Origin of the sequence: Acaryochloris sp. 'Moss Beach' (assembly GCF_021497025.1) — a bacterium.
In the GTDB taxonomy this organism is placed as follows: domain Bacteria; phylum Cyanobacteriota; class Cyanobacteriia; order Thermosynechococcales; family Thermosynechococcaceae; genus Acaryochloris; species Acaryochloris marina_A.
The window spans coordinates 2,576,403-2,602,040 of sequence record NZ_CP071717.1 but is presented as its reverse complement, the minus strand read 5'-3'; the positions used below and the strand labels follow the sequence as shown (position 1 = coordinate 2,602,040).

22 protein-coding genes, 1 tRNA gene and 5 pseudogenes are annotated in these 25,638 nt (G+C 48.5%); 16 read left to right on the top strand and 12 right to left on the bottom strand.

Annotated elements, in window-relative coordinates; genetic code table 11:
• Positions 1-33: 33 nt before the first annotated feature.
• Entirely contained in the window at positions 34-3,642 is a 3,609-nt protein-coding gene (locus HRE53_RS12135; protein ID WP_235110729.1) for a tetratricopeptide repeat protein, read from the bottom strand.
• On the opposite strand from HRE53_RS12135, the gene HRE53_RS12130 reads away from it, so the two are divergent.
• A complete protein-coding gene (locus tag HRE53_RS12130) occupies positions 3,565-5,235 on the top strand; it encodes an ISL3 family transposase (RefSeq protein ID WP_235110727.1) in 1,671 nt (556 codons plus the stop codon). The genes HRE53_RS12135 and HRE53_RS12130 overlap by 78 nt on opposite strands.
• On the opposite strand, the gene HRE53_RS12125 is transcribed toward HRE53_RS12130, so the two are convergent.
• The 7 genes and pseudogenes from HRE53_RS12125 to HRE53_RS12095 all read right to left on the bottom strand — a co-directional run bounded on the left by HRE53_RS12125 (position 5,168) and on the right by HRE53_RS12095 (position 10,157).
• On the bottom strand, positions 5,168-5,725 hold the full coding sequence (locus tag HRE53_RS12125; RefSeq protein WP_235110725.1) for a DUF2075 domain-containing protein: 558 nt from the start codon (positions 5,723-5,725) through the stop codon (positions 5,168-5,170). The genes HRE53_RS12130 and HRE53_RS12125 overlap by 68 nt on opposite strands.
• Positions 5,726-5,896: 171 nt before the next feature.
• Positions 5,897-6,181: a Uma2 family endonuclease gene (locus HRE53_RS12120; RefSeq protein WP_235110723.1), complete on the bottom strand. Its 285-nt coding sequence runs from the start codon at positions 6,179-6,181 to the stop codon at positions 5,897-5,899.
• Complete coding sequence (locus HRE53_RS12115; protein ID WP_235110721.1) at positions 6,156-6,479, bottom strand: hypothetical protein; 324 nt, start codon at positions 6,477-6,479, stop codon at positions 6,156-6,158. The genes HRE53_RS12120 and HRE53_RS12115 overlap by 26 nt, the downstream gene beginning before the upstream one ends.
• Positions 6,480-6,522: 43 nt before the next feature.
• Positions 6,523-6,672, bottom strand: a complete 150-nt coding sequence (locus HRE53_RS12110) for a hypothetical protein (RefSeq protein ID WP_235110720.1) — start codon at positions 6,670-6,672, stop codon at positions 6,523-6,525.
• An 83-nt stretch (positions 6,673-6,755) separates the two neighbouring features.
• A pseudogene (locus HRE53_RS12105) lies at positions 6,756-8,718 on the bottom strand (FAD-dependent oxidoreductase).
• Positions 8,719-8,769: 51 nt separating this feature from the next.
• Complete coding sequence (locus HRE53_RS12100; protein ID WP_235110718.1) at positions 8,770-9,546, bottom strand: DUF4335 domain-containing protein; 777 nt, start codon at positions 9,544-9,546, stop codon at positions 8,770-8,772.
• A 5-nt stretch (positions 9,547-9,551) separates the two neighbouring features.
• On the bottom strand, positions 9,552-10,157 hold the full coding sequence (locus HRE53_RS12095; protein WP_212663653.1) for a DUF3038 domain-containing protein: 606 nt from the start codon (positions 10,155-10,157) through the stop codon (positions 9,552-9,554).
• A 287-nt stretch (positions 10,158-10,444) separates the two neighbouring features.
• On the opposite strand from HRE53_RS12095, the gene HRE53_RS12090 reads away from it, so the two are divergent.
• From HRE53_RS12090 to HRE53_RS12070, 5 genes and pseudogenes are all read left to right on the top strand, one after another.
• Complete coding sequence (locus HRE53_RS12090; protein WP_235110716.1) at positions 10,445-10,957, top strand: adenine phosphoribosyltransferase; 513 nt, start codon at positions 10,445-10,447, stop codon at positions 10,955-10,957.
• Positions 10,958-11,100: 143 nt separating this feature from the next.
• A pseudogene (locus HRE53_RS12085) lies at positions 11,101-11,625 on the top strand (WD40 repeat domain-containing protein); the annotation flags it as partial.
• Between the two features lie 417 nt (positions 11,626-12,042).
• Positions 12,043-12,873, top strand: a pseudogene (locus tag HRE53_RS12080) (ABC transporter permease); the annotation flags it as partial.
• A gap of 4 nt (positions 12,874-12,877) precedes the next feature.
• Positions 12,878-13,165 (top strand): hypothetical protein, encoded by a 288-nt coding sequence (locus HRE53_RS12075; RefSeq protein ID WP_212663650.1) that lies wholly within the window; start codon positions 12,878-12,880, stop codon positions 13,163-13,165.
• Positions 13,162-13,998: a prephenate/arogenate dehydrogenase gene (locus tag HRE53_RS12070; protein WP_235110714.1), complete on the top strand. Its 837-nt coding sequence runs from the start codon at positions 13,162-13,164 to the stop codon at positions 13,996-13,998. Before HRE53_RS12075 ends, HRE53_RS12070 begins: the two co-directional genes overlap by 4 nt.
• Before the next feature lie 12 nt (positions 13,999-14,010).
• Here the strand turns inward: HRE53_RS12070 and HRE53_RS12065 are convergent, their stop codons facing one another.
• Entirely contained in the window at positions 14,011-15,333 is a 1,323-nt protein-coding gene (locus HRE53_RS12065; protein ID WP_235110712.1) for a leucine-rich repeat domain-containing protein, read from the bottom strand.
• Between the two features lie 311 nt (positions 15,334-15,644).
• On the opposite strand from HRE53_RS12065, the pseudogene HRE53_RS12060 reads away from it, so the two are divergent.
• Positions 15,645-16,526 (top strand): annotated as a pseudogene (locus tag HRE53_RS12060) (FAD-binding oxidoreductase); the annotation flags it as partial.
• A 199-nt stretch (positions 16,527-16,725) separates the two neighbouring features.
• Here HRE53_RS12060 and HRE53_RS12055 read toward each other — a convergent pair.
• Together HRE53_RS12055 and HRE53_RS12050 are read right to left on the bottom strand one after the other, a co-directional pair.
• Positions 16,726-17,268 carry a peroxiredoxin gene (locus tag HRE53_RS12055; protein ID WP_235110710.1) on the bottom strand — a complete coding sequence of 181 codons (543 nt, stop codon included), beginning with the start codon at positions 17,266-17,268 and terminating at the stop codon, positions 16,726-16,728.
• 26 nt (positions 17,269-17,294) lie between these two features.
• The gene (locus tag HRE53_RS12050) at positions 17,295-17,480 is read right to left on the bottom strand and encodes a diguanylate cyclase domain-containing protein (protein WP_235110708.1); all 186 of its coding nucleotides are present in this window, start codon (positions 17,478-17,480) and stop codon (positions 17,295-17,297) included.
• A gap of 148 nt (positions 17,481-17,628) precedes the next feature.
• Here HRE53_RS12050 and rpmF point away from each other — a divergent pair, with 148 nt between their 5' ends.
• Both rpmF and HRE53_RS12040 read left to right on the top strand, forming a co-directional pair.
• Positions 17,629-17,808, top strand: coding sequence for a 50S ribosomal protein L32 (gene rpmF / locus HRE53_RS12045; RefSeq protein WP_212663645.1), 180 nt, complete (start codon positions 17,629-17,631; stop codon positions 17,806-17,808).
• Positions 17,809-17,813: 5 nt separating this feature from the next.
• Positions 17,814-18,313, top strand: a pseudogene (locus tag HRE53_RS12040) (molybdopterin-dependent oxidoreductase).
• Positions 18,314-18,344: 31 nt separating this feature from the next.
• Here HRE53_RS12040 and HRE53_RS12035 read toward each other — a convergent pair.
• The gene (locus HRE53_RS12035; protein ID WP_235110706.1) at positions 18,345-19,349 is read right to left on the bottom strand and encodes a vitamin K epoxide reductase family protein; all 1,005 of its coding nucleotides are present in this window, start codon (positions 19,347-19,349) and stop codon (positions 18,345-18,347) included.
• A gap of 132 nt (positions 19,350-19,481) precedes the next feature.
• On the opposite strand from HRE53_RS12035, the gene HRE53_RS12030 reads away from it, so the two are divergent.
• The 7 genes from HRE53_RS12030 to HRE53_RS12000 all read left to right on the top strand — a co-directional run bounded on the left by HRE53_RS12030 (position 19,482) and on the right by HRE53_RS12000 (position 25,600).
• On the top strand, positions 19,482-19,931 hold the full coding sequence (locus HRE53_RS12030; protein WP_212666438.1) for an ABA4-like family protein: 450 nt from the start codon (positions 19,482-19,484) through the stop codon (positions 19,929-19,931).
• Positions 19,932-19,933: 2 nt separating this feature from the next.
• Entirely contained in the window at positions 19,934-20,422 is a 489-nt protein-coding gene (locus HRE53_RS12025) for a GNAT family N-acetyltransferase (protein ID WP_235110681.1), read from the top strand.
• A gap of 4 nt (positions 20,423-20,426) precedes the next feature.
• Positions 20,427-21,470 (top strand): anthranilate phosphoribosyltransferase, encoded by a 1,044-nt coding sequence (trpD, locus tag HRE53_RS12020; protein WP_235110679.1) that lies wholly within the window; start codon positions 20,427-20,429, stop codon positions 21,468-21,470.
• Between the two features lie 64 nt (positions 21,471-21,534).
• Positions 21,535-23,082: a helicase C-terminal domain-containing protein gene (locus HRE53_RS12015; protein ID WP_212663640.1), complete on the top strand. Its 1,548-nt coding sequence runs from the start codon at positions 21,535-21,537 to the stop codon at positions 23,080-23,082.
• Positions 23,083-23,196: 114 nt separating this feature from the next.
• On the top strand, positions 23,197-23,424 hold the full coding sequence (locus HRE53_RS12010; protein ID WP_212663639.1) for a DUF2839 domain-containing protein: 228 nt from the start codon (positions 23,197-23,199) through the stop codon (positions 23,422-23,424).
• Between the two features lie 159 nt (positions 23,425-23,583).
• Positions 23,584-23,654, top strand: a tRNA-Cys gene (locus HRE53_RS12005).
• Between the two features lie 650 nt (positions 23,655-24,304).
• Positions 24,305-25,600 (top strand): DUF1835 domain-containing protein, encoded by a 1,296-nt coding sequence (locus tag HRE53_RS12000; protein WP_235110675.1) that lies wholly within the window; start codon positions 24,305-24,307, stop codon positions 25,598-25,600.
• Positions 25,601-25,638: the final 38 nt, after the last annotated feature.

Here is a 25,638-nt window from a genome sequence, read left to right as displayed (position 1 = left end):
AGAGTCTAGATTGGGCTGAGGGGGTACTTGGGGTTAGAACGTTAATAGGGCTTGAAAGGCTTCGTTGTGCCGAATAGAGTCAAAATCGGAGTCTGTTTTTGCCATTTCTCGATATTTATCTGGTGCTAAAGAAAGGGCAATCTTTAAGTTTTCTATTGCGGCTTCAGGTTTGGCTTGTAGAGCATAGCAACAGGCTTTGTTATAAAAGGCTTGATCGTCCTCCGGCTTAAATTGTAGGGCCTTGTCATAGCTAGAGATCGCATCTTCGTATCGGCCTAATTTCTCCAGCGCAAATCCTCGGTTATGAAAGGCTTGATCGTCCTCCGGCTTAAATTGTAGGGCTTTGTCATAGCTAGCGATCGCATCATTGAAACGTCCTAAATTCCCTAGAGCAACGCCTCGGTTGGTCCAGGCTTGATCTTTATCCGGCTTAAATTGTAGGGCCTTGTCATAGCTAGAGATCGCATCTTCGTATCGGCCTAATTTCTCCAGCGCAAATCCTCGGTTATGAAAGGCTTGATCGTCCTCCGGCTTAAATTGTAGGGCCTTGTCATAGCTAGCGATCGCATCATCGTATCGGCCTAACTCATCTAGCGCCCAACCCCGGTTGTTCCAGGCTTCATCTTTATCCGGCTTAAATTGGAGGGCTTTGTCATAGCTAGCGATCGCATCCTCGAAACGTCCTAAATTCCTGAGTGCAATGCCTCGGTTGTACCAGGCTTCATCTTTATCCGGCTTAAATTGTAGGGCTTTGTCATAGCTAGCGATCGCATCCTCGAAACGTCCTAAATTCCCTAGAGCAACGCCTCGGTTGTTCCAGGCTTGATCGTCATCCGGCTTAAATTCGAGGGCTTTGTCATAGCTTGCGATCGCATCCTCGAAACGTCCTAAATTCCCTAGAGCAACGCCTCGGTTGTTCCAGGCTTGATCGTCATCCGGCTTAAATTCGAGAGCTTTGTCATAGCTAGCGATCGCATCCTCGAAACGCCCTAAATTCCCTAGAGCAACGCCTCGGTTGTACCAGGCTTCATCTTTATCCGGCTTAAATTGGAGGGCTTTGTCATAGCTTGAGATCGCATCTTCGAAACGCCCTAAATTCCCCAGAGCAACGCCTCGGTTGGTCCAGGCTTGATCGCCATCCGGCTTAAATTCGAGAGCTTTGTCATAGCTTGAGATCGCATCTTCGAAACGCCCTAAATTCCCCAGAGCAACGCCTCGGTTGGTCCAGGCTTCATCTTTATCCGGCTTAAATTCGAGAGCTTTGTCATAGCTTGAGATCGCATCTTCGTATCGACCTAATTGACGTAGAGCAACGCCTCGGTTGTACCAGGCTTCATCTTTATCCGGCTTAAATTCGAGAGCTTTGTCATAGCTTGAGATCGCATCTTCGTATCGACCTAATTGACGTAGAGCAACGCCTCGGTTGTACCAGGCTTCATCTTTATCCAGCTTAAATTCGAGGGCTTTGTCATAGCTTGCGATCGCATCCTCGAAACGCCCTAATTGACGTAGAGCAATGCCTCGGTTGTACCAGGCTTGATCTAAATCCGGCTTGAATTGGAGGGCTTTGTCATAGCTTGCGATCTCATCTTCATATCGACCTAAATTCCCTAGAGCAACGCCTCGGTTGTACCAGGCTTCATCTTTATCCGGCTTAAATTCGAGAGCTTTGTCATAGCTAGCGATCGCATCCTCGAAACGCCCTAAATTCCCTAGAGCAACGCCTCGGTTGTACCAGGCTTCATCTTTATCCGGCTTGAATTGGAGGGCTTTGTCATAGCTTGCGATCTCATCTTCGTATCGACCTAAATTCCCTAGAGCAACGCCTCGGTTGTACCAGGCTTGATCTTTATCCGGCTTAAATTCGAGGGCTTTGTCATAGCTTGCGATCGCCTCTTCAAAGAGTTCGAGTTCAAAGTAGTCTTTCCCTAAATCCCAAAGAAATAAACTACTACTAAAATCTGTAGTGGCATCATCCGCAAGCTTATTCGCCTCAACTTCAGCTTTCTTTAACCAACTCCGTTGTGTTGGCATCGAACACATCTTAGATTGGTACAACAAGAAAACATATTTCCCGACCCCTTCCAATGGTTCTACATATTGCCGACAATGATCGAATGCATCGCTTAAGCCTGATTGTAGTTGAGTTCCTAGGGCCTCGATAGCTGATTCAATCTCCTCAGTATGTGCTTGATCTTCTGTCTGTAAGTTTTCTTTTTCTCTTAACCAAGACAAAACTTGAGAAACTCTCACGCCCAAAATTCCACTTGAAAGAATATTGATCTCTTGGATCCATTGTTGAGTTGCGTCTGACAGCAATACTTGGTCGGATGTTAAGGCAACAAAGACATTTGTCACAACATCAAAAGCATTCAGATAATGCGATGCAAACAAATGGTTTAAAAATTGGACATGGCGATCATTTTGTTCAGATAGAAGCAAATGATATAGATATTCAGTTATTGCCTGGCACCAGTCGGGGTTATCGTATCGGGCAGGCTCAGAACAATCCGGTGCCATAATCTGGTCAGCTCGATTTTGATAATGCTGTGCTAGGACTAAATGAACGTTGCGAAAACGGCTCCTATCCTCTTGTCGCAATAGTTTTTGGAATACATCACGAGCAACGTCATCAAACTGAGATTTCCCTGGTGCAACATAATGTTGTGATTTGAGCCAATCAAACCAATCGAAATCTTGAGCAATATCCGTTCCAGAGGACAGTTCCCCTTGCCTTAATAACTCTTGAACAAGAGTACGATCAAACCAGCGGCAACAAGCAACGATTTGTACAACCATACGTTGCTCTTGGGTTTTTCCTTGCAACAATAGATCTGAAACCGCCTTATTGCCCTGAGATAATTCGATTTTCTCTCCTTTTTGGACTTTTTTTCTAATCCAGTTGAGATAGTAAGGTAATCCCCCAGTAATTTGGAGAATCTTCTGGATATCATCAGTTTCAGTCCAGTGAATCTCTTGAAGATAAGCTTGAGTTTCTTTATCACTAAACCTCTCAAGCGTTTTCTCAAAAATAAGATCGCAATCTTGTTCTAATTTTCGCCACTCTTCTTTCTGAGTTAAGCATTGCTGTCCTGCTACGACAATGCGAATACGGTGTTTTCGCAGTTGTGATTGGCCCAAAAGATATTGACACAACCATCGATTAATTTCTAGAGGTGCCTTTTCAAACGTATCGAAACAAATGATGATTGGCTTATCAGAAGCTTGAGCAATTAAATCTTCTACAAAAGCTTTTGTCAGTCTCTGTGCGGGTGCTCGCATCAACTGCTGCAAAGATTGATCTTTTTTAGTCACGTGGTGTTGTTGCAGCAACGGCTGTAGCCGCTCCTTTGATGCGGCAACAGCATCAACAGCGACATCAATATTTTTATCAGTTGCCACCGCACCTACTCCGGTCGCGATAGTACCTATCCCAGGCAAAGGACCCGCCATTGGTAACAACCTTGCAGCGACTTTTAGAAGCTGTTTAGGCTCTTGTCCTCTTTTGGTGATGCTGAAATAAGAGTTAGAGAATAGAGAGATCAACCCTTGCCAGGTAAGGTTATGGAACTCCTCCGACAATTCCTTCCGTGCCAAAGCACCCTCCATTTGGAAAGTTGGGATCTTGATGCTATGAACCATCAGATGACCTTCCATGTTTCTTCAACCCAAGTTGTGACCTGTTGCCCAGTCTGTAATCAGACAGCACATCGTGTCCACAGTCGTTATGAGCGAACCCTAAGAGACTTACCCTGTGTGGATTTCTGCTTAACCATCTTGCTTCAAGTTTGCAAGTTTTTCTGCCTTAATGAGGCCTGTAAGCGTCGGATCTTCACTGAGCGATTACCTCAGGTGGCTGTCCCTTGGGCTCGACGGACAGTTCGTTTTGCTGAGCACCTAGGTGAGATTGGCTTAGCTCTTGGGGGTGCAGCTGCAGCTCGTTTGAGTTATCGGATCAATTATGGCAGTAGTCGCAATACCTTATTACGAGCTGTCTTTAAGCTACCCCTTCCGCCAATTTCAACTCCTAAAATATTAGGGGTGGATGATTTTGCATTCCGTAGAGGCCATCAATACGGCACCATTCTGGTGGACCTCGAGAAACATCAACCCCTTGTCCTATTACCAGATCGCGAGGCAGACACTTTAGCAGGTTGGTTACGCGATCACCCCGGTATCGAGGTCGTTTCTCGTGATCGTTCGAAGACATATAAATCAGCCATAACAGCAGGTGCACCCGATGCGATTCAGGTCGCAGATCGCTTTCACCTACTCAAAAATTTAGAAGAAACGTTAGAAAAAGTTTTCAGCTCTGATTCACAAGCTATCAAGACCGCAGAGTACACGCTTTTTAGATCCAAAATGGCTGAGCATCAGGAAACAGAGTCGATATCGCTACCTTCAGATCCACCCGTTGATCCGAATTCACGCAAGGCCCAAAATCGGGCTCGGCGATTGGCAAATTATGAACAGACCCATGCTTTAAGGCAGCAAGGATACAAGATTAAAGATATTGCCCATCACCTTGGCATGGGGAAGCGCACAGTTCAGACCTATTTAGCGGCTGATACGTTTCCCGAATATAAGAGTCATTCACGATGTAGACGAAGTGGCCTAGATCTATACACACCCTATCTTCTTGAGCAATGGAACAACGGACATCAAAATACCAAACAACTGTTTGAAGCGATTCAACAGCAGGGTTACAAGGGTAGTTATGCTACTGTTGCCCGCTATACTCACCAATTTCGTGAGTCTCTACCACCACGGCCAAAACGAGACTCACTCAATGAACTACCTGGGCTTGGACCTGCTCCTCCGCCCGAATTGAAGCCCCAAAAGCCTTTGACGGTCAGCAGTGCTGCTTGGTTAGTGATGCGTAAGATAGAGCGGCTCACTGAAGAGGATGAAGAGATGCTCGATCAATTGAGTCAACAATCTGAGCTATCAGAAGCGATTGGCCTAGCTCAAAGTTTTCTCTTCATCGTCAGGAAGCGTTTACCCCAACATCTAGACTTTTGGTTGGACAGAGCTAAAAATAGCACACTGAGACCTTTTAAGAGTTTTGCAAAAGGATTGGCAGATGACTACGAAGCGGTCAAAGCTGCCCTGAAACTAGAGGTGAGCAATGGCCAGGTTGAGGGACAAAATAACCGATTGAAAATGGTCAAGCGCCAAATGTATGGGAGAGCTGGCCTAGATCTCTTGAATAAACGCTTAGTGCTAACAAGCTAAAACATCTTCTAGTCATGCTTTTAAGCCTTATTTTCCTTGCATCACCAAAAGAGGACAAGAGCCGCTGTTTAGCCTCTTTCGCATTTGCTTCAGAAGTTTGTGTTTTATTGTCAGGTGATTGATTTATCAGTTTTTGGGCAGTTGAGCAATATTGGTCATATAACCGCATAAATGAATTGGGCTGGCGATCCGTTTTCTTGCGCAACGAATCAGGAATTTGTTCATATAGATGGTGCATCAAATCTAGATAAACTTCCGTGGTTAAGCCCTGAATCGTTTCACGGAATGAAAAATCTATAATTTCCGCTTGGCCACCGAATTTTTTGATTAGATGCTTCAGTAAAGTGGTTTTTCCCGTGCCCGCCATCCCTGAAATGTTAAATACCAAAGGATGGTCTTGCGGTTGAGTTAAAGCAACACCAAAGAAATCTACTAACTTCTCCGCTTGCGGTCGAGAAATGTAGGGTTTAGAGGCATAAGGATAGGGCATCAATCATGAGAAAAATGATTCAATGCATTCCATTCTAAGACATAGAATATTTGTCCAGAGAAATTCCTTCAAATCATCTTAGATGATTTATTGATCTCATGAAATAACATTATTAGCTATCTTTTCTATGCCAATCTTGGAGCAGAGTTTGACTTAGTTTAGGACAAGATTTTATTGAACCTGAGTGCGAATTGCTACCAAAAAATCTTTCATGGCTTGTGGTTGGTCTTGGGGGCGCACAAACTGGGCCAACAACGCAAAATCCAGCTCAGGAAAAAACTGACTGTGAGTCACGACTTCCATCCCTTCACGTAAATCAAAAAGCTGAAGTCGATCATTCTGCCAAATCAAAACTTCTGGTATTCCCAACCCCTGATAAATCGCTAGCTTATCTACTCCTCCACTGGTCAAATTCACCTCAATCGCCAAATCAGGCAAATCCTTCAACGTTTGCACGCAATAACTCTAGCCCTCTTGCCTTCGCCTCCAGCCGAAACGTCGTCGATCCATACCCATGTAGCGGAATATCCACCTCCTCTGCATACCGTTCTAGCAATCGTGCAATCACCTTTTTCAGCATTTCATGTTCTAGTGAAGGCAAAAAAATTTCTAAATTGCCTTGAAAATACAGTAAACGTAGCCCAGGATAATCTCCCAACGTTGATAACAACCCTTCATACTGCTGCCAAGACACACTTGGCAAAATCACGCGCTGATCTTCCGTGACAGCTGGCGATGGTATGAAAGTGGTCATGGTCAACAATCTCCCAAGAGCGGTCTTGATCTTTGACAGCTAATTATTGATTCAGCTCGGTATCGAGCCTAGTTCGTAATACTGCCAGTGCCTCAGTTGCAGGCTGTCCCTGGCCTTGGTCAAATTCTTTCAGCCCTTCTAGAATTCCTTGCACTGTCTTCAAATACTCCAAATACTCAATAGAATTCAGCATTGCCAATTTTCTATGTCTATAATTTATCAATCAAGAGGTGAGAGCTGAACGTTACCTAAGCCCAACTCCGATCATTCTAAGCCTCACCAGTTCTTCCAGTTCAAATTAAAAATCGACATATCTGGAAACGCCGTTGGATTTTGATGCCGATTCAAAATCGCCTGCAGCTTCTCCAACTGCGGACTCCGTCGCGGCAAATTCTCCACCAATTGATAGGGCAATATCCCCTGATCCAGCACAAACGCCGCCGTCGTTCCCGCCGCCGCCCCCCGACGACCATTCAAAACTATGGACCCGATAGGTCGCTGCACTGATGTGGCTGGTGGCAATACTCTTCCCCGTCACCAGCAAATTATTGATCCGAGGTGGAATCATGGCCCGCAGGGGAATTTGGTAGGGGTAGGTTTGCGTCGCTCCCTGACGTTCCCCTGCCCGTTCTTGGTTCCCTGGAGTTTGGGGAGGACTGAGCTGCATACAGGGATGAAAATCAATGGGATAGTGACCGATGCCCACACTGTCTGGGTAAATGCGGGATCTGGTTCGCAGTTCCACTTCTGCCAGTGGCACCCGATCCAAAATTACGTCCAGGGTTTTTAACCCCGCCATCCGAGTGATTAAATTCCGATAGTCCGGTCCCGATAGGGTGTCGCGGTAATAGGGCAGTCGAAAATCCTGCTTAGAGACATCTGTTTCCGTAATCACAAAGCCTTGAGGATAGCCATAGCTATAGCGGCCAATTAAGCGCCGACTCTCCCGCATATAGGGAAACTTGGACAAACCGTGGGCGGTGCCCATGGGTGAATCTAGCCCCTGGAGATATTTCAGATTGGGCCAAGGCTGCTTGGGATGGTCTGCCACTTTAGAATCTGTTGTTCCCGCTACCAGCCAATGGAAATAGCCCTGAGCGAGTTCTTCGCCCCCCTGCAAACTGTCAATCCGTAAGCCCCCTTGCCAATCTTGTAGCTGCCCTTCTGCCAGAAGTTGGTCTCGGGTCAAAATTAGGTTGTCTTGGGCGGTGCCGGGTCCGTAGTCATTCCCTCCACCCCAGTTCTGCATGGAGATATCGCCTATATTCACCACTTCATCTGCAGTGCCGGGTTTGACGCTGAAAATGCGGCGATAGCTAAAGACTAGATTTGGGGTTTTGGCAAAGCGAGGCTTATCAAAACTGTAGAAGGGTTCATATTCGGGGTAAAACGCCGGTAGCTGATGGGCAGGCGGGGTTGCGGTGGCCTGTATAGCAAAGGTATAGGTGCTGGCCTGGGTGCAGTAAGGATTGGCTTGGTCACTGGAAGACGACGGTTCTAGATGGGACCGTGGATCGATGCCTAGGCGATAGGGAAGGTCGGCTAATGCCAGCAGTTCTCCCGTTTCTGTGGCTTCCACTACGACCCAGTTCCCTGTATCGGGTGGCTGGAATTGGAGAATCGTTTTGGTGAAGCGGTCCGAATCTGCCTCCGTGTATCTGTCGGCCAGGGTTTGAGAAAGGGGATAGGTATTAAGAGGGGGTGCCTCTGGTGCAGGCTGATGCTGAATGCCTCGGACTGAGGTAATTAAACGACCGTCAGGATTTGTTGCTAGGGACTTGACCACTGTATTGGGAAACAGATGGAGCTTGCCTTTGCCTTCTGACTCTGCGTCCTTCAGCATGTCCAGCAGGAGGGTATGTCCCTGCTGGGGTAAAAAGCAGACGAGGCTGACCCAGCAATCACCGGGGCGATCGCGTCCTGATACCTGAATCAGTTTTTCGCGAAACTGGGCATAACCCCTGGGAAAAATCCCGCGAGTTCGCTGGCCTACAGTTTCATCTAAGGCCGAAGTACCCTGAGAAGAAATTTGACCGCCCCACCAGTCTGTCAGCTCCGTCATGCACACCTGACGCCCTGCCAGTAAGGCTTCATAGGTGGTCGCCACCCCTGCTAGACCACCTCCCACGACTAAAATGTCGCAGTTCACCGTGCGATCAACCGGGCGGGGTGCGGCTGCAACAGAGAGACCCCCCATACTCCACAGAGCCGTAACGATTGCCCAGACAGATCGATTCATGACGCTCGCGAATTTTTAGGTGCAATTTGAATTAATAGGTAGGAAAAGAAGTTAAGGGGATACTTCTGGCTCTGGAGAAGCGCCTGGACTCGGCGATTCCTCCGTACTTTCTGGGTTAGGAGATTCACCAGGAGATTCTCCTGGAGAGGGCGAGACCTGGATGGGCGGGACGCCAGGAAGAGTGCCTGGAGCCGGAGTTTCCGTGCTGGTGGGTTCGGCTTTGGGGAGATCCTTCGGCGGAGCGCTGGCTTGGGGGACCGGCAGGAGATAGAAGATCGAAGCTGCGATCGCAACACTCGCTGCGCCCACAACGGCAGATGCTGATTTTTGCAGACCTTGGCCTGAAGCCGCTTCTGCGCGAGACAAAGGCCGCACGGCCAGGGATAGATTGGGCAGGGTTTGCTGATCAGCTAAGAGTTGATCTAAGGCTTCCACTAGATCAAAAAGCTGTAGCGTGGTTAAGCCGACTCGAACGGGACCGTCGGTATCGCTCGGCGTTTCGTTCAGTAACTCAGTGGGAATCGTCAGTTCAAACCCATCTTCTTCCTTGGGTAACAGGTGAACTGCAGACTCATCTTGGTTGAGCTGGGTGAGGCGACGGTGGGGGATGCCACTCATCCAGGACTGAGTACATTGATTCGTTGCTTGAATCAGACTATTGAGCAGATCCAGGCCGCCGATCAGGGGTTTTTTTAGATCCCCAAACTGGCACTCCAGCCGCAGGAGCACATCTAAAGATTCTCCTAAAGCAGCATCCGAGATTGAGTTACTGATACCTTCGAGGTTGAGGGTACAGTTGGGCAGAATAAATGGGCGTTGGATGGTCATTGGGGTTAAGCCACTTCTCCATCAAACAGACTAGACCAAAATCGTTCCATTCCGGCTGTCCCGGTACAAAACAGCACCTGTTCCAGCAGGCTCAGGGCTAGCTCATCCAATCGCTCATTTTCTTTGTAAGCCGCAATAGCCGTACGATTGGGGTTCATGCGACTGCGAAAATGACGGCGAAATCGCTCTAAATAATTGGCTAAGGGTACGCTGTGGTCAGGAGTGAGCTGTTTGGCTGCCAGCTGTCGCTGTACATTGAGGAGCTGTCGCACCTGGGCGGTTTGGCGACGAGCGATGTGACACCCCACGGCTACTAAGGCTTTGGCCTTATCTAAGCTGAGGGAGTCTCGCTGATGAGATCGCCGCAAGGGATTGGTATTTCGAGACTGCCAAAAGTCCACCCGATTTTCGATCACATCTTGGAGTTGAAGTTCTTCCAAGCTCATCAACATCAATTCCGAGGCATATAAGTCCAATGCTTCGATGGCCAGCAATACAAAATCGAGCTGAATCCGGGTTCGTCGCGGACAGACCTGGGCAGGCACATCTGGGTCTGGCAACGTCTTCAGAATAGGGGAAGTGAATTGTTCAGTGGGGCTATCGGCTTGCATTACGATTCCATTACGACAAGAATACGGAAGAGATTTTTAATCAACGGCTGAAGAAACCTTAGCATTGGCATCCAGATCTAGACTGCCCGAAAAAGCCCCTCGACGATGCGTTTCTCGAAAAGTTCACACCCAACCCAGCCTAATTTGCCAGGGTATTGGGGGAATAAGCGGGAGCCATCCAGATTGTCAACCACATTAGTGTACGATTTCTGACGTACCGTCCCCTGTCCTTTAATCAGGATAAAAGGTCGTCCTCCCTGTTCACCTTGCGCAAAATCACAACCCCTATGGATCTCAAATCACTGATTCGCGATATTCCCGATTTTCCCAAGCCTGGCATTTTGTTTCGGGACATTACGACCTTATTGCAAAATCCCGAGGGCCTTCGTTATGTCATCGATCGGCTGACGGAGGATTTTAAGGATCAATCCATTGATTATGTGGTGGGGATTGAGTCCCGAGGCTTTATTTTCGGTGCGCCCTTGGCCTATCAGTTGGGGGCTGGCTTTGTGCCTGTGCGCAAGCCCGGAAAACTCCCTGCGGCCATCCATGCCCAGGAATATGAGTTGGAGTACGGCACCGATCGCCTCGAAATTCACCAAGATGCCTGTCCCCAAGGCAGTCGAGTATTAGTGGTGGATGACTTACTCGCAACCGGCGGCACGGCTGCAGCAACCGCTCAACTCCTGGAGCCCCTGAACTGCACCCTCGTCGGATTTGGGTTTATTATCGAGCTGACGGGCTTGGCAGGGCGACAGAAGCTCCCTGACTGTCTGATCAATGTTTTAGTGGAGTACTAATTATCGGTAGCGAACTCCTCGGGTACACCATCAAGCGGGTGTTTCAAGGTCTGATCACCCTGCTTTTGGCATCGCTATTGACCTTTTATATTGTCGATCTAGCCCCTGGCGACTACCTCGATCAGTTCAAAAATAATCCCCAAATGTCCCAAGAGCGCCTAGAAGAACTGCGCCAAGAATTTGGGTTAGGCAATACCTGGGGCGATCGCAGTGCCGTAACCACATTTGCGACAAAAGATATTACAGCCCTAGCCATCCAGCCTGATGGTAGCCAGATCATTACAGGCGGAGCCAATACCGTTACCCTTTGGGATGACCAGGGCACAGTCCTCCAAACGCTGCAGGGGCATCAAGGAGCCATTACCGCCTTAGCCTTTAGCGCCGATGGCGAGATGATTGCTTCTGGCAGTGCTGACCAAACCATTAAGCTTTGGAACACCGATGGCACCCTGGTGAAGACCCTAAAAGGTCATAAAGATGCGGTGACCAGCTTAGCCTTTAGTAGCGATGGGAAAACCTTCGCTTCCGGCAGTGGGGATAAAACGGTACGCCTGTGGAAAACGGAGGGGGATTTACTCCAGACCCTAGCAGGCCATAAAGGCTCAATCTCACTGCTTGCTTATAGTCCAGACGGCAGTCTTTTGGCGAGCGGCAGTGGGGATAAAACGGCGCGCCTGTGGAAAACTAATGGCACTCTCCAGCAAACCCTGACCCATAAAGGGGCCATTACGGCCCTACAATTTAATCAAAATCCAGAGGGTCCGGTACTCAATACCATCGTTAATCATCAGACCTGGCAACAATGGAATCTAGACGGCAAATCTCTGAACACTCAAGATTTAAATAAACTGAGCTCCCAATCCATCACTGCATCCGCTTTTAGCCCTGATCGGACCACCTTCGTCACCAACGCCGGCAAAACCGTGCGCCTCTGGTCCCAAAAAGATAACCAGCCTTTGGGCAGTTTGGAGGGCAAGCAAGGGCCTCTTAAAGGTTTACAGTTTGCGGATAACGGAGAACGATTAGTCCTGATCAATGCCGATCAATCCGTGCAGGTGTGGCAGAAGGATCGGGTCTTACTCAAGCAGTATGGTCTCTGGCTGAAAAATATTTTTACCTTTGATTTTTCCCAAATTTGGAAAGGCCACTGGGGACAGATTTATCAAGGGGATTTTGGTGAAAGCTTTAGCTATCAGCGTCCCGTCACGGCGTTAATTTGGGAGCGCATTCCCAATACCCTGCTTTTGGCCCTTGCCTCCCTGGTGATTAACTGGAGCATTGCCATTCCCTTGGGCATTATTGGAGCCGTTAATCAGAATCAGTGGAGCGATCGCATTCTCCGTATCTTCAGCTATATCGGTCAGGGCTTTCCCAGCTTTATTACTGCCTTACTGCTGCTGTTTCTGGCCCAGAGTACGCCCCTATTTCCCGTGGGGGATATGACCAGCATCGATCATGCGGATCTCAACGGGTTGGGTAAAATTTTGGATGTGGGCTGGCATATGATTCTCCCCACTTTGGCCCTCAGCGTCACTGGATTTGCGGGCTTACAGCGGATTACTCGGGGCAATATGCTGGATGTCCTGCGCCAAAACTATATTCAAACTGCCCGCGCTAAGGGCTTACCGGAAAATAAGGTGCTCTATACCCATGCCCTCCGCAATGCCGTTAATCCTCTAATTACCCTGTTAGGGTTTGAATTTTCGAGTCTTTTGGGGGGTGCCTTTATCGCTGAATTCTTCTTTAACTGGCCGGGGTTAGGGCAGCTCTTGCTGAAAGCCGTGCAGGCCCAAGACCTGTATCTGGTAATGGCGGGTTTGATGATGGGAGCGGTGATGTTGATTGTGGGCAATTTACTGGCGGATATTCTCTTAGCCGTCGTCGATCCACGCATTAAGCTCAGTAACCTCAACTAGGCCTATGAACACCGTTCTCTACTACACGCTCCGTTCTCGGGCCGATGGCAATTATCTAGCAGCCCAGCCCGACCCCGAGGCACCCCAGCGCTACCTGCTGCTGTTTGCGGAAAATTATGATGCCCTCAGCTACCTCAATACCCATGCCCAAGCGGCAGCATCTAAGTTTAGCGTCGAGTCCATCGGTAAGAGTCAAATTCGTGGCATTCTGGACCGCTGGCAATATCAGGGCATTGGCATGGTCCAAGATCCTCTGATTCCCCGTATAGAATTTATGAGTTTGGCAGGATGAAAATTGGTATCGTTGGTCTCGGCTTAATTGGCGGTTCCTTGGCCTATGATTTTCGGGCCTTGGGATATCCCGTTTTGGGCGTCAGCCGCCAACCCCAAACCTGTGAAGATGCAGTCAAGCTCGGGGCAGTCGATGCAGCCAGTGCCGACCTCGCCTCCCTTGCCCCTGTGGATGTGGTGTTTATTTGCACCCCAGTGAGTGTAATTGATGGGATCGCAACTCGTTTGATTCCCCATCTGTCTTCAGACGCCATTCTCACGGATGTGGGCTCTGTCAAAGGGTCGGTGGTGAAGCGCTTAACCCCCTTATGGCCTCGCTTTATTGGCGGTCACCCGATGGCAGGCAGTGAGGAAACTGGAATTCATGCGGCCCAGTCCCAGTTGTTTGCTGGCAATCCTTACATTCTTACGCCAACCCCTGAGACGCCAGCCGATGTGATCCAGACGCTGAAAGATCTGGTGGGTAAGCTGGATTGCAACCTCTATGAATGCTCTCCCACCGTCCATGATCGCGCGGTGGCTTGGATTTCCCACTTGCCTAAAATGACGAGCGCAGCCTTAATTGCGGCTTGCTTAAGTGAAGCGGATCCTGAGATCTTGAAGCTTGCTCAATCCTTTGCTAGTTCTGGCTTTCGAGATACCAGTCGTGTGGGGGGAGGCAACCCCGAACTCGGCTGCATGATGGCCCAATATAACCGGGAAGAACTGTTGCGATCGCTCCAGCAATACCGCCAAAGTATCGACCAGCTCACAGATGTGATTGAACGTTCAGACTGGTCAGCATTAGAAAGCTGGTTGAGTCAAACTCAGACAGAACGACCTAAATTCTTATAACGCCAAGAGTAGTTAGCGCTGATATTGTTCCATCACTTCAGCGGGTAAAGGATTGTTAGATAAATCTAGATACTCTAGGTGTGTAAGTGCTTTCAGCTCGGAAGGTAGGCTCGTCAGTTGGTTATAACTTAGCTGTAGCCCCTGTAGGCTAGCGAGTTTGCCAATTTCAGGAGGTACGCTCATCAGCCTGTTATTACTTAGCCCTAGCTTCTGTAGGTTAGTGAGTGTGCCGATCTCAGGGGGTAAATTGAGCAGCATACAAGATCCAAGGTTAAGATCCTGCAACTGAGTGAGTTGGCCAATCTCGGGAGGGAGTGGATCAATTTTGTTAAAGGTTGTTGCGTATTCTTCCTTCAGGTGCGATTGCACGCTAAATGCCAATACTAATAGCGAATTACCCAGATGAAGGAACTTCAGATCGGTCAGTTGGATAATCTCAGTGGGGAAACGCTGCAGTTTATTGCTCGTTAAAAGCAGTAACTCTAAACGGTGTAGCTGAGAAATTTCTTTTGGCAGATGCGTTAACTGATTGAAATTTAACCTCAACTCTTGAAGACTGTTCAGTTGACCGATGCTTTCCGGTAGATGCTGGAGTTTATTGTATGGCAGGTCTAAGGACACTAAATTCTCAAGTTGACCGATTTCCGCAGGCAGATAGTTTAATTGGTTGTAATCAACCGCTAGCTTTTGTAAGTTATTGAGCTGACCTATCTCTGGTGGAAGAGTCTTGAGTTGGTTGTGGTGCAGCGTGAGTCTTTTTAGGTTCTTTAAGCCGCCAATCTCTGGGGGTAGAGCGCTCAACCGATTATTGCGAATATCCAGCCTTTGGAGTTGTTTGAGCTGTCCTATCTCGGGTGGAAGAGCACTGAGCTGATTCTGATAGAGGTTCAGCCATCGCAAATTCGACAACTGACCAATTTCTGGGGGCAGGCGATTGATTCTGCCCCCGGACAGATTGAGGGTTTTAAGCTGTTTGAGCTGCCCGATCTCCGGTGGTAGCGTTTGTAAGCTATTGCTCACAAGGTGAATGGTTTGAACATGTTGCAATTGACCGATTTCTGGTGGGAGTTTAACCAAACCTAATCCCTGAAGATCTAGGGTAGTCGCTTGTGTCTCACGGGCAGCTTGAATCCGTTGCTGAGCTTTGAGATAGCCTTGTCTATCGACTTTTGAGGCTGTAAGCGGTGCTGGCGTGGATGGTGCTGCAAAAGCAGGGGTCGTAACTGGTTCTGCACCTTGACTAGTCGTTAAATGACAAGCACTAGACATCGAGAGTATTAAGCACACCAAGCCTGTTCTAAGCCAATACTTGTTCTGAAGTTGCCTGATGTTCATAAGTTTGCTCTGGTTGAATGTGGGCGTGTAGCCAATACAGTTATATATGCAGCTTTACCCGTAAAAAACGCTATCTGCAAGATCAGGGGTCAGGTTCGTTGCAACGTTGAAACAGAGAGCTTCCCAATTTTGCATCATTCAAACTGAAAGATTGGATGCTGTTATGAGAAATCTAAAGACTCTTGGAAATTGTACTTATGGCGACAATGGGATCCAACGAATACCCCTAGGGTGATTGGAGTCTAAATGTATCTTGCACTTCTCGTTAAAGTGTAAATTCGCTAATCTAAGATTCAATATCTATGCAGTTAAAAGCTAAAATCCCCGTCAATATCTATCGTCCCAAAGAACCTCTGGTTAGCACTTGCATTGCCAATGATGAGTTAGTCCAAACCGATGGTGAGGGGTCTGTTCGCCACATCACATTTGATCTCAAAGGCAGTGATTTTCATTACCTTGAAGGTCAAAGCTTGGGGATTATTCCGGAAGGTACTGATGATAATGGTCGTCCTCATAAGCTCCGGCTCTATTCCATTGCCTCCACTCGCCATGGTGATCAGGGAGATGATCAGACCGTCTCCTTGTGCGTTCGGCAATTGGAATATAATCATACCGAGACAGGCGAGCGAGTATACGGCGTTTGCTCCAGCTATTTAAACCAGCTCCAGCCTGGTGCTCCTGTTAAAATCACAGGCCCAGTGGGCAAAGAAATGCTCTTGCCGGATGATCCTGAAGCCAATGTGATTATGATTGCTACAGGCACAGGCATCGCCCCATTTCGGGCCTATCTGTGGCGGTTGTTCCAGGAAAAGCATCCTGACTATCAGTACAAAGGCAATGCCTGGCTGTTTTTTGGTGTACCCTACACAGCCAATATCCTCTATAAAGAGCAGCTAGAAGCCTTATCCAATCAATTCTCGGATCAATTCCAGCTCACCTATGCCATTAGTCGTGAGCAGCAAAATGCTCAAGGCGGCAAGATGTATATCCAACATCGCATTGCTGAACAGGCAGATACCCTATGGGAGCTAATCCAGGACGAGAAGACCCATACCTATATCTGTGGCCTGAAAGGCATGGAAGGGGGCATTGATGAAGGTATGTCCGTTGCTGCCGAGAAGCATGGTATTGACTGGATCGAGTATCGCAAATCCCTCAAAAAAGCCGGACGATGGCATGTTGAGACCTACTAAATTGAAGGGCTATTAATTATTTCTTTGGCATTCGCGATATCTTCACTTTTGGTTGATATCTTTATTTCAGAGATAAGCAAACCCTTTAAACCTCATTAGCGCGTTGGGTCGTCATCAACCCAATACGTGCATTCCAACAAACATGCCCCCTTTCGGGGGCATTTTTTTTGCTTATCTGGGGTTTGTGTTAGCTAGCAGCCTATAGTTCGTCTAAGCGAGCTAACACTTCTTCGCTATGAATGATGGGACGTACCTTAACGTACTGTTGCCGTAGGATCCCTTCCGGGTCAATCAAATACGTGTGCCGCAGGGAAAAGTAGCTCATCCAGGAGCCATAGGCTTTACTCACACTGCCATCTTCATCGGCTAATAACGGAAATTTTAATCCTTCAGAATCACAAAATTCAGCGTGGCTGTCTACAGAATCAACGCTAACGCCAATGACCTGCGTGTTGCGCTCTATATATTTGGGTAGGTCTTGCTGGAAACGCTGGGCTTCGACCGTGCATCCCGGCGTAAAGTCTTGGGGGTAGAAGTATAAAACGACCCATTGACCTCGATAGTCTGACAACGACACCTCACCATCCCCTGTATTGCTGGGTAATGTGAAAGTTGGTGCAGGTTGATCCAGAGGAGGTGGGTCACCCCCCATGGCAAAGGCTGCAGGGGCAGCCACAGCTAGGGAAAAAATCAGTCCCAGAACCAGACTGATGCGGGTTAGATGATGACGTAGCGGTTTCATATTTTGGTTATACCTGGAAAAAGAGATCACATGCACATCACTTGATTGCGCCCTGCTGATTTGGCACGGTAGAGATAATCATCGCTTCGTTGCATCCAGGTCATCCAATCTTCTTTTGGGTGAAGGGTGGCTACACCAATGCTGACCGTCACTGAATGATCGGGGAGGAATGGCTGGGTTCCAATTAAATGGCGAAGGTCTTCAGCAACCATATATCCACTCTCGGCATCTAGTCGCTAAATTTGACTCTGGAGATTGTTTGAGGCGATCTCTATCCTGTGTCTCCTAGCATGGTTGGCTCTTACTCAAGAGTTCAGTGCTAAGATAGCAAAGCTGTATTTTTATTCCTAATCGATACCCATGGCTGTCCCCAAGAAAAAGACATCCAATTCTAAGCGCGATTCTCGTCGAGCCCATTGGAACCGCAAAGCAAATTTAGCTGCTCAAAGAGCCCTGTCTACGGGTAAATCTGTTCTCACAGGCCGAGCTAAAGGCTTTGAATATCCCACTAAGGATGATGACGAAGACGAAGATGAGTAAGGAGCGTGGGTAAATATTTTCGCAAACCCAACACTAGCGAAAAGCAACGCGTTCCCCCAGGTCAGCATTTAGCCAATCGGTTTCCAGTTCTGACCTATGGTGAAACACCGCAAATTACCCTCGAAGATTGGCAGTTTAAGGTTTGGGGCCTTGTTAAAGAACAAACCTTTGTCTGGTCCGATATCTTAGCCTTACCTCAATCCACCTTCACCGCTGATTTTCATTGTGTGACTCACTGGTCCAAGCTAAATGTAAGCTGGGCTGGTTTTTCTGTATCTGATTTTATGCAGCGGATAGAGCTGCAGCCAGGCGTTACCCATGTTATGCAGCATTGTTATGGAGGCTACACCACAAATCTAACCCTCGACGTGGGCCGCTACGATTGGTTGTTCCCCACCTTTATGCCTGGAAGAGTGGCAAGTGGCTGAACGGTTTAGAGTTTCTAGATCACGAACAGCTCGGATTTTGGGAAGAAAACGGGTACCACCGACGCGGAGAGCCTTAGGCTGAAGAACGCTACAGCTAGTCGACGAAAATTACTTCAGTGCATTCTTGAAATCTTTGGGACCGGTGTAACCGGAATATTCTGCCAAGTCTGTTAAAGATTGCTGTCCAGAATAGTAGTTATCGCCAATCTTCCATGTTGGGAACCCCGCATCTCGACCAATAATGGGTCGCAGCTTCTCGCTAGCTTTGCCTAATTCCTCACTACATACCTCTACTTGAGGGCTAGGACCTTCCGGTGCACATTCAACATATGGCATTTCAGAAATGGCTTGGACACCAAACAGCTTTTTCTGAGCTGCACAATGTTGACACCAAAAGGCACCAAACATTTTGGCATCGGTTTGTTTGAGATGTTTAGCTAACTCTAGCTCAGCTTTTCCAGAGGAATCGGTGACGGTAAAGAATACCTGGCCCGTTGCAGATGTGATCTTGTACTCTGTGTCTGAATTGGCTGCTGCAGGCTTATCAATATGCGAGTAGATGCCTAAAGTGCCAACTAACGTCACCACTGAAACAATAATGCCTGTAAAGACAAGCTGACCGACATCCTCCCATGACCGTCCCAGAATGGTGAGGAGGAACATCAAGGTGGCCAGAGTCGCTGAGGCAATGCAATAGATGCAAATAGCGCCAGCGCCAAAGGGCACCACGAACTTAGAGTACATGATGTACATCAGGTACCAACTGAAAAACATCATGGCTGTGGATCCCATAAATAAAAGGAACCAAGTGATGTTTTCAGCGGTTGCTCGCAACTCTTTGTTGTCGCCACCGATGGCCAGCGGAGCCAGGGCAAAAACAGCCATTGCAATATACGCCAGCAGGCCAAACAACGCTAAGGGCTGACCTAAGACGGTGGCATATTGGCTAGACAGAACGAGATCGCATCCTTTTGTGGGGCAGGCTGCTTCTCCACCTGCTAGTTTGGTGGCCGTCAAATATCCTGTATTCGTAGCCCCCAACACAGCAAGGGCTCCAATCAGTGGTCGTGACCAACGATGTAACCCAGAAGTCTTCGTACGACGGCGTGGCATAGGTGTTCCCTAAGTTCAATAGTGATAGACGCAAGACTCATTCATCTTAGATCATAACCCTAGGAACTTCTTGCTCAGATAGTCCCCAATCAGTTGACAATAGGGGAAATGGTCGCAGTAACGGTCTTGATGATGACGATCTCTCAATGGTTTACGATTGCCAACGTATTTGTGCTGCCCTTCTGGGCATTAATGATTATTCTGCCCCAGTGGGATTGGACCCGTCGCCTTCTTACGTCTTATTTGCCCTTTGTGGGCTTGGCGATTGTGTACACTACTCTATTTGCTGTCGCCCTAACCCCCGAATCAGCAAAGGTCTTAGCGAATCCTACCCTGGCTGATGTTGCCCAGTTGTTTGGCCAAGAGCAGATAGCGGCGGCGGCTTGGGTTCATTTTTTGGTGATGGATTTGTTTGTGGGACGCTGGATTTACTGGGAAGGTCAGCGTACGGGCATCTGGACGAGCCACTCGTTAGTTCTATGTGTGTTGGTGGGTCCCATTGGCCTGCTCTCGCATATTATGACGGCTGCGATCTCGGAGCGTTTTTCGTCTACCAATACCGTTACGGCGGCTGAGGAATAGAAATGGCGAATGTAACTATTTCAATTCGTGCCGTTGAGAAGAGGGATGTCTCAGCATTGTTTGGGCTGATTCTAGAACTTGCCCAGTATGAGCATTTAGAAGATGCGGTCACTGGCAGTGTAGACGCTTTAGAGAATCACTTATTTGGTGATAGACCTTACATAGAAGCGCTAGTGGCTGAAAGGGATCAGCAGATCATCGGCTATGCCCTGTTCTTTACAAGCTACTCGACTTTTTTAACTCAGCCCGGTTTGTACTTGGAAGATCTGTATGTGCAAGAGCGCCATCGGGGGCAAGGGATTGGTAAAGCATTGCTGCAGCGCTTAGCAAACTTAGTGACAGAGCGGGATTATGGTCGCTTGGAATGGAGTGTGTTGGATTGGAACGAATCTGCGATCGCATTCTATGAAACACTAGGAGCAACCGTTCTCCCCGACTGGCGAATTTGCCGGGTCACGGGGTCTGCTCTCACCACTCTCGCCTCAGGATAGTTTTATGACGTTAGCGCCAGAGACCCTGGATGGGTCTCAACTCCTACAACAACTCCTAGAGGGTCAGTCCTTGACCCAAATTGAAGCCTCTCAATTGATGGAAGGCTGGCTGCAAGATGCCGTGCCTCCGGTGGTGTCAGGGGCGATTTTGGCAGCACTGCAGGCGAAAGGAGTATCGGCGGACGAGTTATCGGGGATGGCGACCGTACTGCTGCAGCAATCTGTAGAGTCACAGGTGGTTATGCCTTCTCCCCTGATTGATACCTGTGGGACTGGGGGAGATGGCGCTTCAACCTTTAATATCTCCACTGCCGTGGCCTTTACGGCTGCTGCTGCTGGAATCCCTGTTGCTAAACATGGCAATCGTTCTGCCTCTAGCCGGGTGGGATCCGCTGATGTTTTAGAAGCCTTGGGTATCAATCTGGCTGCTCCACCGGAGAAAATTCAGGCTGCTGTGGCAGAGGTGGGGATTACGTTTTTGTTTGCCCCCGGCTGGCACCCCGCCATGAAAGCAGTGGTGCCCCTGCGCAAAACCCTGAAAGTGCGCACCATCTTTAATCTTTTAGGACCATTAGTCAATCCCCTCCGACCCACAGGACAAGTCCTAGGGGTCTACGATCCAGCCTTGCTTTACCCCCTCGCTTCAGCGCTCAAGACTTTGGGTGTGCAAAGAGCCGTCGTTTTGCATGGGCGAGAAAATTTGGATGAAGCCGGATTGGGCGATCTGACTGATATCGCGGTTGTTGATGATCAGCAGGTGAGTCAAGATATTTTGGAGCCTGCGGAATTAGGGCTGACGGCAGCGCCCCTGACAGCCCTACAAGGGGGTGGCGTGGACGAAAATGCCGAAATTTTGCAGGCGGTGCTCCAAGGCAAAGGCACAGCCGCCCAAACGGATGTTGTGGCCTTGAATACAGCATTAGCCTTATTTGTCGGTCATGCTGTAGAGACCTATGGTGAGGGGGTGACCCAAGCCAAAGCCATTCTGGCTAGCGGTGCTGCTTGGGAGAAGCTGCAAGCATTAGTGGCCTTTTTACAGCAGGCTTAAGGCGGGTGTTCGGCACAATCTAGAGACTGTGCCAGAATGAAAGTCATGCATTGTCATTTCATTTTTGATTGTGATTGAGGTCGAAGTCCACCGCCAACTCCATGCTTTTTTGCGGGATCAGGGATCTGATCAATGGCCTCATCACCTCACCATTGCTCGCCTCGTTGCCCGAGCCTTCCGATTGCGACGGAGTGCCCTCATCCAAATTAGTGCTGCCGCTAAACATCAGGGGCTCCACCGTCTCAGCTATTTGGCGCCTCTGATGATCTGGCGAGAAGCCGTGATTTTAGTGGCCCCTTTGGCTGCACAACAGCAACTGCTCCGGGCTGAAATGCCCCATCTCCACGAATGGATGCAGATTAAGAAGCCAATTTTGGCCTCTGACCACTGGCCCGGCGATCACTTTAAAGGGGTGTTACTAGTGACCCCCGAGGCGTGGTTCCGAGACTATCTCACCCAGACCTATCAGTTTCCCACCGATATCCCCACTCTGATTGATAATGCCGACCAAATCGAAGGTTGGGCTCAGCAGCAGCTCACCCTGTCCTTACACCCACCAGACTGGGAGCAACTCACTTGGTGTTATCCGCCGCTGTTAGAGCTGATTCGAGAGACTCGTGTCAAGCTGACCCGTGCTCTCTTTCAGCATCCTGAAAATCCCTATGGCCACACCCTGATTGAGCAGAAAGAGCGTCATGTCCTAGCCCAGCTGCATCTGGCGGTTCTGGCTCATGATATGACCCTTAGTCCACCGAATTGGCAGCAGTTCTGGCAAGCCTATCGGTCCGACCATCATTTACTTTGGAGTGGTCTGAACCGCGCCAACGGTGCTTTTATTTTGCACTGTGCCCCCAATGAAGTGAATCGCAGTTTGCAGGGGCTATGGTCGCGACAGCCGGTGGTGCTGATGGGCAGTAGTTTTGATCTCGAACCCGAGGCGAAGCTGTTTCGCCAGCAATTGGGCCTCGAAGACATGACCTATGTCCAATTTGGAGCCAACCGGGAAGCAGAAGCGGTGCAGCTGTATCTGCCAGATGGCTTACCCATGCCCAATACCCCTGCTTTTCAAGGGGCCTTACTTAAGCAGCTGCATCTACTCATGGTGGCTAATGCTCAGCCCGGTGGACCGACGGTCATTATTATCGAAGACACGCCGATGCAGCGTCAAATGGCAACAGCGATGGCATCTGAATTTGGCTCTCGGGTGCAGATGGAAACGTCAGATCTGGACGCAGAAACAATTCTGATTACAGGTTGGGACTATTGGTTACAGCATCAGGCCACCCTGCCCATTCCTGCCCTGCTGGTTGTGGCGACTCTACCTATCCCTTCCTTGGAAGATCCGCGGGTCGCGGGTCGGGTGGCTTACTATAAGCAGCATCGCCAAGACTGGTTCCGTCTCTATTTATTACCCACGGCTTTGCGAACGCTACAGGCTGCGATCGCACCCATCAGACGTCATCAAGGCATCGTGGCTCTATTCGATAATCGGGTCTTACATCGCAGCTATGGCCAACAAGTCTTAACGGCAATGAGTCCCTATTCGCGCATTAACTATCTGGATGACAGCTTATTCGCGACATCATCAACATCTGGTCACCGGCGGCTCTAGATAATTGAACCGTATCTTAAATCAGAATGATCCCACTGTAGTCCAACCCCATTTTGTCGATAAGATTTAAGCAGCACTGCTTGCTACTTTAGTTGTCTAGATTAGGGAAAAGAAATGGGTGAAGCAAAACGTCGTCAAGAAGCCTTAGGCAACGACTATGGTAAAGAATCTAGAATGGTGTCTTGGTTCCCTGTGACTAAGAGCCAGCTGGAGAAAATCTATAACCTGGTAATGAAAGGGAGTTGGGTTGGAGTGTTTATTGTCCTGCTCTCCTGGATAGTCGTTCGATTTGTGGGGCCGTCCTTTGGGTGGTGGGCTCTGGTTCCCAAAGAGGGCTTGTAATTCATGAATAAATGGGCTGCTGGGCTGAGCCTGCTGGAGTGATAACTCAAGTACTAGCGTCTATGCAGCCATTCTTCTCTAAACCATGATATGGTTAATGATTGCTGAGCTTTTTGTAAAATTGCTAACCTCAAGGTTAGTAACTAAAAGTTCTCCAATGGCGGCATAGCCAAGTGGTAAGGCAGGGGCCTGCAAAGCCTTTATCCCCAGTTCGAATCTGGGTGCCGCCTTTGATAAACAAGCGATGCACGGGAGCTTGCTCCGCTGTATCGCCGTGCTGAAAAAGCTATTGTCTGAAGTGTATTGTGTCAGGCATAGCCGTTGAAACTTGCATTACTCTGACACGACGGAGTAACCACATTAATAGAGGTATTCTCTATAGCTCAAGACTAGTGAGTCCTGGAAATGGCTGGTGTGCAGTCTTGAATTTTGTGTATGTTATCTATCTTACTTAAGTAGTTATAGTTTTCTTTTTTGTAGATAATGTTTTCTATATTTCCTGTAGCAAACATTGTCTTTTTGATTTGAGAATGATGTGGAAGTTAGCCTCATTGGCCAATGATTTGGGTATTTAAATGGGTTGTTCTCAGTATCGTCTAAATATTGCTATAACTTATACCTCATAATCTTTATGAGAAGAGCAAACATTCACTTTTTCCCAAAAAATGATGAATCTAAGACGTTTTCGGGCATTGGATTAACGCTAGTTTCTTGCTATTGCTCAACGTAAAAACTTCTTGTGCAAATAAAAATATTGCTGGTATATTTACTCAATAGAGTGTTGTGAGCACCACCACGTTCGCGGAAAGGGCTGCGCCCATCATTAGTTACGCTAAAAACCTTTTCCTGAGGAGCGAACGCAGGTGACTTTCTTAACTAAATGCCCCAACACCCTGATTCAAAAAATGATAGCCACTTGAATCTTGAGCAACAACGCAAGCGTGCTAAAGATATTTTGAAAAAGGCAAAAGCGGGAGATCCTGTATCGATTGATCGCTTTCAGAAGTATCATCCTGACTGTCGGCCAGGACAAGTCATGTTTATGAATCTGCTGCAGTTAGCAGATGCTCAGCTGGTGATTGCTCGAGAAAATCGGTTTTCCAGCTGGTCGCAAATGAAAGCGCACATTGACCAAATGGAGCGGATTCGGAACAAGCTAAAGGCTCCACAACTCGTGCCTCAGGATGCAGATTGTCCCACGCTCCATATCCGCTGTGGTTCTGATCTGGAGCAGAGTCTACAACAGGCAGGGTTTGTGGGGGATTATTTAGCGTTTACCGATCCGTTTTGCCAAGGGCCGGTGCAGTCACTTACCAGTCGGTCAGAGTATATTGAACGACGGGCTGGATTTATGGCCTCGGCCTATCAAATGGAACTGGAAGCCGTCCGCAATCGCCTTCGTCTGGAATACCATCAACTGCAGGGCAGCCATCGCTATCCTCGCATTGTGTTGTGGTTTGAGGCTGATAGTTATGACCAGCTCAGTCTTTCCTACCTATTGCATTATTTTAGGTATGAATTGGGAGATGCCCAAAAGCTAGAATTGATCTGCATTGATTCCTTTCCGGGTATTCAATGTTTTCGGGGGTTAGGGCAGTTACCCGTAGAAGCCTTGCCGTTGCTGTGGTCCCAGCGTCAGTCCATTACCACTGAACAGATGCACTTATGCGATCGCACTTGGCAGGCGGTGACGGCTCCTTCTCCCAAAGATCTATGGTCAATTGCGACCAGTGATACCTCTAAATTGTCTGCTCTCGCCCCTGCTCTCATGCGCCATTTACAAGAATTCCCTTGGGTAGAAGATGGTCTCAGCCTAACGGAGCGTTTGACTTTGACGATTTTGGCTGAAGGGGCCTGTCTTGGCCAGGATCTGTTTCAGGCTTTGATCCATGAGCGAGATCCCCTCCCCTATTTGGGAGACACCATGTATTGGTTTGTGCTGCAACAACTCCTCGATGCTCCTAATTCGCCCCTCACCGTCCAGCCGGGAACCCTAGACTTACCGTGGCCGCAACGCCTATTCGACATTACCCCCCTCGGACTGGCTCTCCTCCATAAACAGCAACATTGGCGATCGCTACAAACGTGCGATCGCTGGTTAGGAGGCGTACAGATTCAGCCCAACCAGCCTTGCTGGCAATGGAATCAAAAGACTCAAACCCTGTCTTATTCCTAACGGTTTATCAACAGCCATAATCAGGCATCATCAAAGAC